Genomic DNA, 14,154 nt, shown 5'->3' with positions numbered 1-14,154 from the left:
CCGGATCAGAATCAAATTCTAGTCGTGAATCTACGGCCGCCCTTCGCCGAAGGTCAACCCAGCGAGACCATCAGCGGCAGGAACCGGCGCGCGTGGTCGCCCGGCAGGGCGCCGCCCCGCACCATCACCGTGTTCGGGAACGGCGAGCCGAGCCCGCGCTCCACCGCCCACGCGACCAGTCCGGGACGGCTCATGTCGAGGTCGAGCCTGACCGGCAGGTCCCAGCCCGCGGCCAGGTCGCCGATGAGCGCCGTGGCCTGCTCGGTGTCCTGGGCGACGAGGGGGCCGATGACGATGTGGGTGTCGTTGTGCCACGCGCCGCCGTACCCCTCGATCCTGCCGCCCGCTTCCAGCACCCTGACCCGCTCGTGGAAGGCGGGCATGCGGCGCAGCAGGTCCGAGCGGTCGGCGCCGAAGACCTTCGCGTCCAGCGCGAGGATGTCGTCCAGGTCGCGCTCGGTCGCGGGGCGGGTCGCGCCGGACGGCGCGCCCGTGAACGGGCCCCGGTGGGACTCGACGCGGCCCACCGCGCGGAAGCCGAGGCGCTCGTAGACGGGTCGGCCGTTGGCGGTGGAATAGAGCCAGACGGTGCGCTCGCCCGCCGTGCCGAGGATGTGGCCGACGACGCGGCCGGCCAGGCCCCGGCGCTCGTGCTCCGCCGCGGTCAGGACCATGCTGACCGCGGCGGCGTCCGGCCCGTAGGGGACCAGGAGCGCGCTGGAGGCCAGGCCGCCGCCGGGGGCGTCGATGCCGTAGACCTCGCCGACGTCGAACAGGAAGCGCCACTTGTGCTCCTCCGCACCCCAATGGCGGGAGACGGCCAGGCGGGAACAGGCGGGCAGGTCGTCGTGGGTGAGTCGCCGAACGTGCATCCGGACATGATGCCCTGACCGGGCATGGGCGATGATGTCGGGTCATGGAGTGCGTGGTGGCGGTGGACGTGGGCGGGACCCCATCGGCGCGATCGTCATCGGCGGCGGGCTGTCGCTGGCGGGCGAGGACCTGCTCAACCCCCTGAGGGAGCGCCTGAGCGCGCGACTCGCCTTCCGCGGCGCCCCGGAACTGGCCGTCTCACGGCTGGGCGGCGAGGCGGGACTGCTCGGCGCGGGCCTGCTGGGCTGGCGCCAGGCGAGGTAGGCAGGCGAGCCAGGGCCGGGCGGGAAGGCAGGCGAGCCAGGGCGGGTGGTCAGGTCAGGTAGTCCGCCGGGATGTCGGCCGTCTGGGCCCGGAGTTCCTCGCCCAGCGCCTTGGCCTGCGGGTCGAGTCGCGGGCTGGCCGCCACGCCTCGCCCCAGCAGCCCGTGGACGACGAAGTTGACCGCGTTCAGGTTGGGCAGCTCGTACCGGTCGAGGCGGTATCCGGCCAGGTGGGGGAGCAATTCCCGGAGCCGGTCGGCGGTCAGGTAGGCGGCCAGCCAGCCGTACTGGGCGGGCGATCGCACCCACACGCCCAGGTTCGCGTTTCCGCCCTTGTCGCCCGACCGGGCCCCGGCCACCCGGCCCAGTGGCGCCCGCACGGTGGGCCCGCCGGTGTAGGCGGGCGCCTCGGCCGCCGCCCCGTCGAAGCCGCCCTCGGCCGCTGCCCTGTCGAGATTGCCCGTGTGCTCGGCTTCGGCGGGTACCTCCACAGGCGTGCCGTCCACCGTCACCCGCGCCCGCACCGAGCCGGCGGGCACGAGAACGGGCCAGTACACCCCATAGGGCGAGGCGTTCCCCGGCGGGGTGAGCCCGTAGAAGCCCGGATAGCTGGCCAGTCCCGTCTCCACCACCGCGGAGGAGAACGCGCGCCCGGCCACCTTCGCGTCGCCCGACATGACGGTGATCCGCAGCAGCGGCGGGTCGACGCTCACGTCCACCTCGTCGAACGCCTCGCGCGGCACCCGGGCCCAGATCGCCTCCTGCGCCACCCGCGCCTTCTCCTCCAGGTCCAGGCCGGTGAGCATCAGCGTCATCGTGTTGCGGTAGCCGCCCAGGTAGTTGACGGCCACCTTCAGCGTGTCCGGCGGCGGCGAGCCGCGTACGCCGCTGACGCGGACCCGGTCGGGCGCCTCCTGCTCCAGCGTGACGGTGTCGAAGTGGGCGGTGACGTCGGGGCCGAGGTAGCGGGGGCCGCCGATCTCGTACAGGAGCTGGGCGGTCACGGTGCCGACCGTGACGGCGCCGCCGGTGCCCGGGTGCTTGGTGATCACCGCGGAACCGTCGGGCTCCAGTTCGGCGATCGGGAAGCCGCAGTGCGCCAGGCCGGGGATCTCGGTGAAGAACGCGTAGTTGCCGCCGGTGGCCTGGCAGCCGCACTCGATGACGTGCCCGGCGGCCACTGAACCGGCGAGCGCGTCGTAGTCGGTGGGGCGCCAGCCGTACCGCCAGATGCCGGGGCCCGTGACCAGGGCGGCGTCGGTGACGCGGCCGGTCACCACCACGTCGGCGCCGGCCGTGAGGGCGGCGGCGATGGGGCGTCCGCCGAGGTAGGCGCTGGCGGTGAGCGGGGTGGCGTCGAGCTTCTCGCCGGTGTCGGCGTTCGTGAGGTCGAGGTCGCGGCCGGTCAGGTCGTCGCCGCTGACGGCCGCGACGGAGGCGCGCAGCCCCAGGCGGGCGGCCAGGTCGGTGACGGCGGCGGCGCAGCCTTCCGGGTCGAGCCCGCCGGCGTTCGAGACGATCTTGATGCCGCGGTCCAGGCAGGTGCCCAGCACCTCCTCCAGCTGCCTGAGGAAGGTGGGGGCGTAACCGGGGCGGCCCTTCAGGCGGTTGCCGGCCAGGATGAGCATGGTCAGCTCGGCCAGCCAGTCGCCGGTCAGCACGTCGATCGGGCCGCCCTCGACCATCTCGCGGGCCGCGGACAGGCGGTCGCCGTAGAAGCCGCTGCAGTTGGCCACGCGCAGGGTCACGGCACCCACTTCGGCGGGCGTTTGCCCACAAAGGCGGAGATGCCCTCCTGGCCCTCCTCCGAGGTAAAGCGCTGCGCGGACAACGCGGTCATCTGCCGCAGGCCCACCTCGAACGACACCTGCGGGATGTCGCGCACCATCCGCTTGGTGATCGCGAGCGCCTCGGGTCCGCCCCTGAGGAGCATCTCGGCGTAGCGCGCCACCTCGGCGTCCAGCCTGTCCCCGGGTACGGCCCGCGTCAGCAGCCCGATCTCCGCGGCACGGGCGGCGTCGAAGACCTCGCCGGTCAGGAAGTACTCGGCGGCGGCCCGGGGGTCCAGCCTGCGCAGCACCGGCACCGAGATCATCGCCGGTACGACGCCGAGCCGTACCTCCGTGAAGGCGAACGAGGCGGTGTCCGGGGCGATCGCGAAGTCGCAGGCGGCGACCAGCCCGAGTCCGCCCGCCCGCGCGGTGCCGTTGAGGCGGCAGATGACCGGTTTGGGACTCTCCCAGATCAGCCCCAGGATCTCCGGGAACGACGCCGTCACCGGCGCGTCCCCCGCCCCGGCGGCCGGTTCGATGCGCTGCTCCTTCAGGTCGGCGCCCGAGCAGAAGACCGGGCCGGTGCCGGTCAGCACGATCAGGCGTACCTCCGGCTCGGCCAGCGCCCAGTTGAGCCTGGCCTCAAGGTCGCCGAGCAGACGCACCGACAGGGCGTTGCGGTTCGGCGGTGAGTCCAGTGTGATCGTGGCGATGCCGCCGTCGAGCTCCTTGTGGACCAGACTGCTCACTCGTCCCCCTCCTGGATGATCGCCAGCACGCTGCCCGCCTCCACCTGCTGCCCCTTTTCCACGCGCAGCCCGGCGACGACGCCGTCGGCGGGCGCGGCGATCTGATGCTCCATCTTCATGGCCTCCAGCACCAGCACCACCTGACCCTTGGTCACGCGGTCGCCGGGCTCGACCTCCACGCGCAGCACGCTACCGGGCATGGGCGCGAGCAGTGATCCCGGGGCCACGTGCTCGACCGGCTCGGGCAGCCGCGGCAGCGGCGTCAGGCGGGCGGAGCCGACGTAGACGGCGTCGTCGTAGCGGGCGACGTCGTGGGCGTACCTGATCCCGTCCCGCTCCAGCACCACACGGTACGGCGTCGCCGTCACGACCGTGACCCCCTCCGGCAAGGGGCGATAGACCACCTCGATCTCGGCGAACCTCACGCGTTCCTCCTGCGAGCGGACATTGCGCCAGCCGGCGGGCAGCGTGGCCAGGACCTTGGCCCCGGCCCGGTTGGCGGCGGCCAGGGCGAGGGCGGCCGCCAGGGCTTCCAGCTCAGTGGGTTCCGGGGTGGCGGTGAGATCGTGCTGGTCGAGGAAGCCGGTGTGGGTGGCGCCTGCCACGTAGGCCGGATTTTTCAGGATATTGAGGAGGAGGTCGCGGTTTGTGGTGAGGCCATGGAGTTTGGCGTGTTTAAGGGCGCCGGTCAGTTTCCTGATCGCCGCGGCTCGGGTGTCCCCGTGGGCGATCACCTTGGCCAGCATGGCGTCGTAGTGGGTGGAGACCACGGAGCCCGATTCGACCCCCGAATCCACCCGGACCGGGCCCTCGATCTCGAACCTGTGCAGGGTGCCGGACTGCGGGACGTAGTGGGCGTCCTCCGCATACAGGCGGACCTCGACCGCGTGGCCGGCCGGTTCCGGGGGCGCTTCTGGCAGGGCGGCGCCCTCCGCGACCTCAAGCTGGAGCCTGACCAGGTCGACGCCGTAGACCAGTTCGGTGACCGGGTGCTCCACCTGAAGGCGGGTGTTCATCTCCAGGAACGCCACGGTGTCGTCCTTGACCAGGAACTCCACGGTGCCGGCACCGGTGTAGCCGATGGCGCGGGCGGCGCTGACGGCGGCCCGCTGGAGCCTGTCCCGCATCTCGCCGGAGATCGCGGGGGACGGGCATTCCTCCAGCACCTTCTGGTGGCGGCGCTGGACGCTGCACTCGCGCTCGCCCAGGGCCCAGAAGGTGCCGTGGGTGTCGGCCAGGATCTGCACCTCGATGTGCCGGGCGCCTTCCAGCAGCGGCTCCACGAACACCGTGCCGTCACCGAAGGCCGCCTCGGCCTCCCGCCGCGCCGAGGCCACCTCCCGCTCAAGGTCGTCGGCCGAGCGCACCACCCGCATCCCCCGCCCGCCGCCCCCGGCCGACGCCTTGACCAGCAGCGGATAGGGCAGCTGCTCCGGCCGGCCGAGGGGGAGTGACGTCAGGGCGGGCACGCCCGCCTCGGTCATCAGGCGTTTGGCCTCGACCTTGGAGCCCATGGCGGCGATCGACTCGGGGGAGGGGCCCACCCAGGTCAGGCCCGCGTCCAGGACCGCTTGGGCGAAGGCGGCGTTCTCCGACAGGAAGCCGTAGCCGGGGTGGACGGCGTCGGCGCCGGACACTCGGGCCGCCTCGATGATTCGGGAAATGTCGAGATAGGTGGCGCCGGGGGTGACGCCGCTGAGCCGTACCGCGTGATCGGCTTCTGCCACGTGCGGCGCGTCCGCGTCGGCGTCGGAGAAGACCGCGACGGTCTCGATGCCCAGCTCGCGGCAGGTGCGGAAGACGCGCCGGGCGATCTCCCCGCGGTTGGCGACGAGCAGGCGCGTGATCACGGTCATGGACGGAACACCCCATATCTCTGCGGTTCCGGCTCCGGCGCGTTGTTGATCGCCGACAGGCACAGTCCCAGCACGGTCCTGGTGTCGCGGGGGTCGATGACGCCGTCGTCGTAGAGGCGGCCCGACAGGAAGAACGGCAGCGACTCCGCCTCGATCTGCGCCTCGACCAGGGCGCGCATGGCCGCGTCCTGTTCCTCGTCGTACGGCAGGCCGCGCGCCGTCGCCGAGGCCCGCCCCACGATGGACAGCACCCCGGCGAGCTGGGCCGGTCCCATGACCGCCGACTTGGCGCTCGGCCAGGTGAACAGGAAGCGCGGGTCGTAGGCGCGGCCGCACATGCCGTAGTTGCCGGCGCCGTAGGAGGCGCCCATGGTGACGGTCAGGTGCGGCACGCTGGAGTTGGAGACCGCGTTGATCATCATGGCGCCGTGTTTGATGATGCCGCCCTGCTCGTACTCCTTGCCGACCATGTAGCCGGTGGTGTTCTGGAGGAAGAGGAGCGGGGTGCGCGACTGGTCGGCGAGCTGGATGAACTGCGTCGCCTTCTGCGACTCCTCGCTGAACAGCACGCCGCGGGCGTTGGCGAGGATGCCGATCGGGTATCCGTGCAGGGTGGCCCAGCCTGTGACGAGGGAGGGGCCGTAGAGGGGCTTGAACTCCTCGAAGGCGCTGCCGTCCACGATCCTGGCGATGACCTCGCGGGGGTCGAACGGGATCTTGAGGTCCTCGGGGACGATGCCGAGAAGCTCGTCAGCCGGATATTTCGGGTCATGGGTGGTTCCGGGGGTGGCGCCGAGTTTGCGCCAGCGCAGCGATTTCACGATATTTCGGCCTATGCGGAGGGCGTCATGCTCGTCCACCGCCAAATAGTCGGCCAGGCCGCTCGTGCGCGCGTGCATCTCCGCCCCGCCCAGCGACTCGTCGTCGGACTCCTCGCCGGTCGCCATCTTGACCAGCGGCGGACCGCCCAGGAAGACCTTCGCGCGCTCCTTCACCATCACCACGTGGTCGCTCATCCCGGGCACGTAGGCGCCGCCCGCCGTGGAGTTGCCGAACACGAGCGCGATCGTCGGGACGCCCGCCGCGCTCAGCCGCGTCAGCTCCCTGAAGATCTGCCCGCCCGGGATGAAGATCTCCTTCTGCGTCGGGAGGTCCGCCCCGCCCGACTCCACCAGATTCACGTACGGCAGGCGGTTCCGCAGGGCGATCTCCGAGGCGCGCAACGTCTTCTTCAACGTCCACGGGTTCGACGCCCCGCCCCGGACCGTCGGATCGCTGGCCGTGATCACGCACTCGACGCCCTCGATCACCCCGATCCCGGTCACCACGCTCGCGCCCACCGGGAAGTCGCTGCCCCAGGCGGCCAGCGGCGACAACTCCAGGAACGGCGAGTCGGGGTCGACGAGGAGTTCGATGCGTTCTCTGGCGAGGAGTTTGCCACGCTTGCGGTGCCGGTCGACGTACTTCTCACCCCCGCCCGCGACGGCCTTGGCGTGCTCGGCGTCCAGGCCGGCCAGCTTGGCGAGCATCGCCGCGCGCCGCTCCCGGTAGTCCGCGCCGCCCGTGTCCAGCCTGCTCGTGATCATCGGGACGGCTCCAGGGGGTCTGCGCCGGGAGGCGGAAGTGGCTCGGCAGGATGACGGCCGGTGAACGCGTCGGGGCGGAGAGGAGGTGAAGTTGACGTCGGCGTCAAGCCGATGGCACGGGCCCAGAGTTTGGTGAGCAGGTCCACGGCGGCCGCCTCGTCGGCGTGCTCGCCCAGGTCCAGCCAGACGTGGGCGAAGTGCTCCACCATGCCGCCCAGCATGATCGCGGTCAGCCTGGGGTCGAGCGTGGGGTCGGCCAGGCCCTGGTCCTGGAGGCGCCGCAGGCCCTCGGCGCCCCGCCGTACGAACACCTCACGCAGTTCCAGCAGCAGGCCGGCGAAGCTCTCGTCGGTGGTGGCGGCCTGTTCGAGCATCCTGACCAGGCGGGAGTTGGCCGCCCAGGCGCGCAGGTAGAGGCGGTTGGCCGCCTCTATCCGCTCGTACGGCGCGCCGGAGGCCGCCGGGCCGACGACGCTGGCGGTGAACATCTCGCCCACCACCACCCCGGCGACCTCCCTGAACAGGGCTTCCTTGGAGTCGAAGTACGTGTAGAAGGTGCCGTGGGAGACGCCCGCGCGGGCGCACACGTCGTCGATGCGGACGGCGTCGAGCGGCTGCGCCGCGAACGCCTCCCGGCCGGCGTCGACCAGAGCGGCTCTGGTCCTGCGGCCGCGGGCGGTCAGCACCTCAGACTTGACGATCACGTCAACTACCCTACGGCCGCCGTCCTGGCCGGCGGAAGACCCTGCCGGCAATCACCTCACGGCACATGGGCGGAAATAACGGCGGCGCCGCACCCCGGAGAGGGGAGCGGCGCCGCCGGGAGGGGGTCTAACCGCAGTGGCTCCAGCCGGACTTCCAGGACAGGTTGCCCCAGGAACCGCCCCAGATGACGCACTTCTTGAGCGCGGCCAGGCGGACCGGGCCGGCGTAGGCGGTGAACGAGCCCGGGTTCGAGCCGGAGGCGCCGCCCTTGACCTGGAGGATCGCGTTCATCGGCATCTTGGTCGTGTACATCAGGCGCGACATCGTGACGACGCAGTTCTTGCCCTGGGCCGAGTTGTACATCAGGTAGATGGTCGCCTTGTCGCCCAGCGCGTGGGAGTTGACCGTCTTGTAGCCGGCGCCGCAGACCTGGCCGACCGTGTACAGGTTCGGCTTGGGGGTCGGCTTGATCGTCGGCTTCGGGGTCGGCTTGGGCTTGGCCGTCGGCTTCGTGGTGGGCTTCGTGGTGGGCTTGGGCTGGCCGGACGGCGGGTCGGTGGTCTCGCCGCCGGGGTCCACCTGGTTCTCGGACTTGCTGGGCGTGGTGGTGGGCTTCTTCGAGGAGGGCTTCTCCGACGGGCGCGTCTCGTGCTTGGGCGGGTTCGTCGGGTTGGGCTGCTGGTTCCTGGACTGCACCGGCTCCGGCAGCGTCTCCAGCGACGGCTCCTCGAACGTCGGGTCCTCGCTCGGGAGCAGCTCGGTGGGCTCGCCCTTCGTGGGGTCGTTCGACGGTACGGCGGGCGGATCCGTCACCACGGGCGGCTGCTGCTGCCCGGCATCACCGGGACCGTCGCCCGCCGGGGTCGGCGACTCGTCGGAACCGAGGGCGTTGACCAGCGTGACCGGCGTCTGGCCGTTCTGCGCGGCGATGACGACACCGCCCACGACGAGCAGCGCCACCGCGGCCACGCCGGACAGCGCGTAGGTCAGCGTCCGGCGGCCGCGGGAGGCGGGGTCGGCCTTGCCGCCGTTGCCTCCCTGCTGCCCGGCGACCGCGGCCGCCATGGGCCCGCCCTGCGTGGGCACACCGGGTCCCGGCCCTCCGCGCTGTCCGGGTGCGGTGGGGTGACCCTGCGGGGGTACGCCGGGCGGCCCGAACATCCCCGGCTGGCCCGGCCCCTGCTGCCCGCCTTGAGGATGCGCCTGCCCGGGACCCTGCGGCCCGGCCGGACCCTGAGGACCGGAAGGAGCGTGAGGCCCGGAGGGGGAGTGGGGTCCGGAGGGATGCGGTCCTGGCGTGTTCGGCCCGGGTGCCGCACCGGACGCCGCCTGAGCACCGGCGACGGGCTGAGGGCCGGAAGGGGCGCTAGCGGCGGAAACGGGCATACCGGCGCCGCCCATGGGCATACCGGCCACGGGTTGTGGGCCGGAGGGGCCGTGCGGACCGGCCGTCGGCTGCGGGCCGGGCACGGCCTGGGCTCCGGTGACAGGCAGGGAGCTGTCCGGGATGGGGCGGACCTGGGCCGTGGGGCCGGTGACGGGTTCGACGGCGGCGCGGGGGACCGGCTGGCCGGTGAGACGGACGATGATCTGGTCCGCGGTCGGCCGGACGGCAGGGTCCTTGGACAGGCAGGCGGCCACCAGTTCGGCCATCGTCCCGTCCAGCCCGACGATCTCGGGCTCCTGGTGGAGGATCCGATTCATGACCACCGGGATCGAGTCGGACCCGAACGCGGGCCGCCCGGACGCGGCGAACACCATCGTGACGCCCCACGCGAACACGTCCGCCGCCTCGGACACCGGAGCGCCGCTCAACTGCTCGGGAGCCAGGTACGACGGCGTCCCCATGGCCATCCCCGTGGCCGTGGCGCCGGGAGAGTCCAGAGCCCGCGCGATACCGAAGTCGATCACGACGGGACCCTCGGGCCCCATGAGGACGTTCGCCGGCTTGAAGTCCCGGTGCAGGATCCCGGCGCGGTGGATGGCCGCGAGCGCGGTGGCCGTGCTGATGGCGAGCCGTTCGAGCGCCGCGCCGCGGCGCGGCCCCTCCTGGTCGACGAGCTGACGCAGCGACGGCCCGGCCACGAACTCACTCACGATGTACGGCCGGCTGCCCTCCAGATCGGCATGAAGCACCGGAGCGGTACAGAACCGGGCCACCCGCTGGGCGACCGCGACCTCCCGGAGGAACCGGTCACGAGCGGTCGGATCGGCGGCCAGAGCATGATGCAGCAGCTTGACCGCGACCTGCTCACCGGAGTCAGATTTGCCCAGGTAAACAATGCCTTGGCCACCCTCGCCGAGCCGGGCGACGATGTCGTACGCACCCAGCCGTCGCGGGTCGTCCGCCGCCAACGGCTGGTACTGATTCACGTCGGACCCCCATAAGTCATCAATAGATGGGGCAAAACGCTACCAGTGTGCTACTTGGTGCGTCTGCCGACCTGAGAGATCTTTCACGTTTTAACCCGGCGCTCACGCAACCCGCCCGCCAGTCAAGACGCCGTTTACCCGATCATTCCGGCGAGCCGGACAGCCCGAAATCCGGGGGCCGACCAGGCGTGGCCGTACCGGAAAAGGGGTCAGATGGCCTTGCCGGGGTTGAGGATGCCCAGCGGGTCGAAAACCGCCTTGATTCCGTGATGAATCTCCTCCGCGACCTCGCCCGTCTCCAACGCCAGCCACCGCTTCTTCAGCAGCCCCACTCCGTGCTCACCGGTCAGCGTGCCGCCGAGCGCGAGCGCGCGGGTGAACACCTCGTCGGCCGCCGCCCACACCTCGGGCGGGGGTTCCGCGGCGCCCCGGTCGAAGATGAAGACCGGGTGCAGGTTGCCGTCCCCCGCGTGGGCGACGGTGCAGATCTTCACGCCATGCCGTACGGCTGCCGCCTCGATCGCGCCGATCATGTCGGGAAGGACCGAGCGCGGCACGCACACGTCCTCCACGAGGCAGGCGCCCAGGCGTTCCTTGGCGTGGTAGGCCATGCGGCGCACGCCGATCAGCTCCTCGGCCTCGGCCGGAGACGACGAGACCGCCACGAACGCCGCGCCGTGCGCCTCGCAGACCTCCTGCATGCGCGCGACGGCCGCCGCCGAGTCGGTGGCGTCGGACTGGCCGATCAGCATCGCCATCGTCGCCGCCTCCAGGCCGATGCTGCGCATGTCGTCGATGGCCTCCAGCGTGGCGCGGTCGAGCAGTTCCAGCAGGGACGGCTGGCAGCCGGCCGCCATGATGGCCGACACCGCCGCGCCCGCCTCGCGCAGCGAGCCGAACTCGGCCGCGAACGTCGCCGGCGGCGCCTCGGGTGCCCTGCGCAGGCGTACGGTCGCCGCGGTGATCACCCCGAGCGTCCCCTCGGAGCCGACGAACAGGCCGGTCAGGTCGTAGCCGGTGACGCCCTTCATCGTGCGGCGGCCGGTGTTCAGCACCCGGCCGTCGGCCAGCACGACCTCCAGGCCGAGCGCGGAGTCGCGGGTCACGCCGTACTTGACGCAGCGCAGCCCGCCGGCGTTCGTGGCCAGGTTGCCGCCGATCGTGGAGATCTCGTAGGAGGAGGGGTCGGGCGCGTACATGAGGCCGTGCGCACGCGCCGCCCGGTCCAGGTCGGCGGTGATCACGCCCGGCTCGACCACGGCGATCTCGTCGGCCGGCGACAGCTCGCGGATGGCCGTCATCCTGGCCAGGGAGAGCACGATCGAACCGTCGCCCGCCGTCGCCGCCCCGGCCAGCCCCGTCCCCGCGCCGCGCGGCACCACGGGAACCCGGTGCTCACTGGCCCACCGAAGCGTGGTCACCACGTCCTCACGCGACCCGGCGAGAACCACGCCGAGAGCCTTGCCCGGCTCACAGAACGTCTTGTCCCGGGCGTAGGAGTCGATCACATCAGGGTCGGTAAGTACGCGTCCGTCCGGAAGGCGGTCGATCAAGGTATCAATCACGCTCACAGGAGAACCTTACGGTTTGCGCTGGCCACGGCTTCCGGCCAGACTGCACCAGGTGGATGTGACGTGCCCGGTGTGTTCCCAGGCTGATCAGGTGGCCTCGGTGCCGGGGGTCGTCGCCGCCGGCACGACGTACAAAATCGGCCGGGTACGTCTGCCCGGCGACAAACAGGTCCATGACCTGCCCACCGCACCCGCCCTGGGCGTCTCCAAGCGCTCGATGAGCCGGACCCAGCTCGCGGTCTGGCTCTCCTTCCCCAGCCGCCACTACACGCCATGGGCCCGCAACCAGGGCTACCTCATGCTGCTGGGCGCCGCGCTGGTGCACCTGGTGGTCGCGCTGGTCATCGCGATGGGCGGAAACGCGTCCTGGGGCGAGGTACTGCTGGCGCCGTTCTGCCTGACCGGCCTTTTCTGGATCTTCGGCACGTTCTTCGTCGTCGGCTCGTACGGTGCCCGCAAACGCGACGACGCCGAAACCCCGGCGAGGGAACGCGCGATAGAGGTCTGGCACGGCCTGTACTACTGCACCCGCGACAACGCCGCCTTCGAACCCGGAGTGGGAGTGTCCTTCCACCCCAGCGAAACCCGCGAATACATCTTCGGCTTCCGCCGCTGACCACCCCACCACCCGCCCCAAGCTCCACCCACCCGCCCAGGCGGCGTTGGTACGCCGCGGTCCAAGGGGCGATCCAGGGGCGGGCCACGGGCCGAGAGACCAAAAGCCGGGGGCCGTGGGCCGAGAGGCTAGAAGCCGTGGGCGGGCTGAGGGCCGAGAGACTGAACCATGGGCGGGCTGAGGGCCGAGAGACTGAACCATGGGCAGGGTGAGGGCCGGGAGGCTGGAGGCGGGGCAGGGTGAGGGCCGGGATGGGGCGGCTACGGAGCGTCAGGTCCTCGCGGGCAAACCCCTGCTTTTCGCTCTTCCGCGCCGAGACGGCGGGAAGTCCGGCGGTGGTGTCCGGCGCGCCGGTACGGCGACTCACCCAGGGCACGGAACCCTGCCGGCGAACCGCCGTAGCGGCGGGTACCACGTCAGACTGCCGGCCGACCCCGCACGGATGCGAGCCCGCGACGGCGGGAGGCGCCCACTGGGCTGCGCCGTAACGGACAAGGGCACAGCAGAAGGTAAAGCGGCCTCAGCCGGCCGTCACTGCGCGGCGATCACTGCGCGGCGATCACTGCGTGGCGATCACTGCGCGGACAGGCGGATGCAGGTGACGAGGCCGAGCATGGCTTGTTCGAGTTCGTCCAGGCTGGGGAAGGTCGGGGCGATCCGGATGAACCGGTCGGACGGGTCGTGGCCGTACGGGTGGGTGGCGCCCGCGGGCGTCAGGGCGATGCCCGCGTTCTTGGCCAGCTCCACCACCCGCCCGGCGTGCGGCACCTCAAGGGTGATGAAGTACCCGCCCTTCGCGCTGGTCCACGAGGCGAGTTCGGCCAGTTCCTTCGACAGGATCTGGTCCACGATCGCGAACTTCGGCCCGATCAGCTCGGCGTGCTTGCGCATGTGCGCCGCCACCCCGGCGCCATCGCGCAGAAACTCCACATGCCGCAGCTGGTTGATCTTGTCCGGCCCGATGGACTGCTTGGCCGTGTTGGCCAGGAACCACGTGACGTTCGCCGGTGACGAGCCGAAGAACGACACCCCGCTCCCCGCCATCGTCACCTTCGACGTGGAGCCGTAGACGAACACCCGGTCGGCGTTGCCGTGCGCGGCGCTCAGGGCCAGCAGGTCGGCGATCTCGGCGTGGTCCTCGGTCAGATGGTGCACCGCATAGGCGTTGTCCCAAAAAATCCGGAAATCGGGGGCGGCGGTACGCATCGACGCCAACCTCCGCACCGTCTCGTCGCCGTACACGATCCCCGAGGGGTTGCTGTACTTCGGCACGCACCACATGCCCTTGACGCTCGCGTCCTCGGCCACGAGCCGCTCGACGACGTCCATGTCCGGCCCGTCGGCGTTCATGGGCACCGCGACCATCTTGATCCCGAACCGCTCACAGATCGTGAAATGCCGGTCATACCCGGGAACAGGGCAGAGGAAGGTGATCTCGCCGGCCTCCACCCACCGCACCGGCGCGCCCGGCACCGGGCTCAGCAGCGCGTGCACCACCGTGTCGTGCATCAGCGTGAGGCTGGAGTTGCCGCCCACCACCAGCTGCTCCGCCGGGACCTGCAGCACAGGCCCGAACAACTCCCGCAGCTCGGCCAGCCCCTGCAGGTTGCCGTAGTTGCGCCCGTCCATGCCGTCCCTCGCGACGTGGGACGTGGGCAGCGTCAGCATCGCGTCGGCGAGATCGAGCTGGCGCGGCGACGGCTTCCCCCTGGTGAGGTCAAGCTTGAGGCCCCGGCTGACCAGGGTGTCGTAGTCGCGCTGAGCGTTCACGTGATCTCCTCCGATCGATT

The 14,154-nt window shown here is 71.4% G+C and carries 11 protein-coding genes; 2 read left to right on the top strand and 9 right to left on the bottom strand.

The genetic code is table 11. The features are described from left to right. Positions 1-53: 53 nt before the first annotated feature. Complete coding sequence (locus ACIBHY_RS14810; protein WP_397306911.1) at positions 54-872, bottom strand: hypothetical protein; 819 nt, start codon at positions 870-872, stop codon at positions 54-56. A gap of 49 nt (positions 873-921) precedes the next feature. Here ACIBHY_RS14810 and ACIBHY_RS14805 point away from each other — a divergent pair, with 49 nt between their 5' ends. Next, entirely contained in the window at positions 922-1,137 is a 216-nt protein-coding gene (locus tag ACIBHY_RS14805) for a hypothetical protein (RefSeq protein WP_397306910.1), read from the top strand. A 49-nt stretch (positions 1,138-1,186) separates the two neighbouring features. Here ACIBHY_RS14805 and ACIBHY_RS14800 read toward each other — a convergent pair whose 3' ends face one another. From ACIBHY_RS14800 to ACIBHY_RS14770, 7 genes are all read right to left on the bottom strand, one after another. Next, positions 1,187-2,884 (bottom strand): acyclic terpene utilization AtuA family protein, encoded by a 1,698-nt coding sequence (locus tag ACIBHY_RS14800; protein ID WP_397306909.1) that lies wholly within the window; start codon positions 2,882-2,884, stop codon positions 1,187-1,189. Next, positions 2,881-3,657: an enoyl-CoA hydratase-related protein gene (locus tag ACIBHY_RS14795; protein ID WP_397306908.1), complete on the bottom strand. Its 777-nt coding sequence runs from the start codon at positions 3,655-3,657 to the stop codon at positions 2,881-2,883. Before ACIBHY_RS14795 ends, ACIBHY_RS14800 begins: the two co-directional genes overlap by 4 nt. Beyond that, positions 3,654-5,507: a biotin carboxylase N-terminal domain-containing protein gene (locus ACIBHY_RS14790; protein WP_397307031.1), complete on the bottom strand. Its 1,854-nt coding sequence runs from the start codon at positions 5,505-5,507 to the stop codon at positions 3,654-3,656. Before ACIBHY_RS14790 ends, ACIBHY_RS14795 begins: the two co-directional genes overlap by 4 nt. Positions 5,508-5,509: 2 nt before the next feature. Next, on the bottom strand, positions 5,510-7,099 hold the full coding sequence (locus ACIBHY_RS14785) for an acyl-CoA carboxylase subunit beta (protein WP_397243150.1): 1,590 nt from the start codon (positions 7,097-7,099) through the stop codon (positions 5,510-5,512). Next, positions 7,096-7,803, bottom strand: a complete 708-nt coding sequence (locus tag ACIBHY_RS14780; protein ID WP_397243152.1) for a TetR/AcrR family transcriptional regulator — start codon at positions 7,801-7,803, stop codon at positions 7,096-7,098. Before ACIBHY_RS14780 ends, ACIBHY_RS14785 begins: the two co-directional genes overlap by 4 nt. A gap of 127 nt (positions 7,804-7,930) precedes the next feature. Next, positions 7,931-10,177 (bottom strand): protein kinase, encoded by a 2,247-nt coding sequence (locus ACIBHY_RS14775; RefSeq protein ID WP_397306907.1) that lies wholly within the window; start codon positions 10,175-10,177, stop codon positions 7,931-7,933. 209 nt (positions 10,178-10,386) lie between these two features. Continuing rightward, a complete protein-coding gene (locus tag ACIBHY_RS14770) occupies positions 10,387-11,748 on the bottom strand; it encodes an FAD-binding oxidoreductase (protein ID WP_397306906.1) in 1,362 nt (453 codons plus the stop codon). Between the two features lie 91 nt (positions 11,749-11,839). On the opposite strand from ACIBHY_RS14770, the gene ACIBHY_RS14765 reads away from it, so the two are divergent. Then, complete coding sequence (locus tag ACIBHY_RS14765) at positions 11,840-12,364, top strand: hypothetical protein (protein ID WP_397306905.1); 525 nt, start codon at positions 11,840-11,842, stop codon at positions 12,362-12,364. A gap of 573 nt (positions 12,365-12,937) precedes the next feature. Here ACIBHY_RS14765 and ACIBHY_RS14760 read toward each other — a convergent pair. Beyond that, entirely contained in the window at positions 12,938-14,134 is a 1,197-nt protein-coding gene (locus tag ACIBHY_RS14760) for an aminotransferase class I/II-fold pyridoxal phosphate-dependent enzyme (RefSeq protein WP_397243158.1), read from the bottom strand. Positions 14,135-14,154 lie beyond the last annotated feature (20 nt).

This window comes from Nonomuraea sp. NPDC050547, assembly GCF_044457345.1.
In the GTDB taxonomy this organism is placed as follows: domain Bacteria; phylum Actinomycetota; class Actinomycetes; order Streptosporangiales; family Streptosporangiaceae; genus Nonomuraea.
Note: the sequence above shows the minus strand (reverse complement) of the source record. Positions and strands in the feature narration are given on the sequence as shown.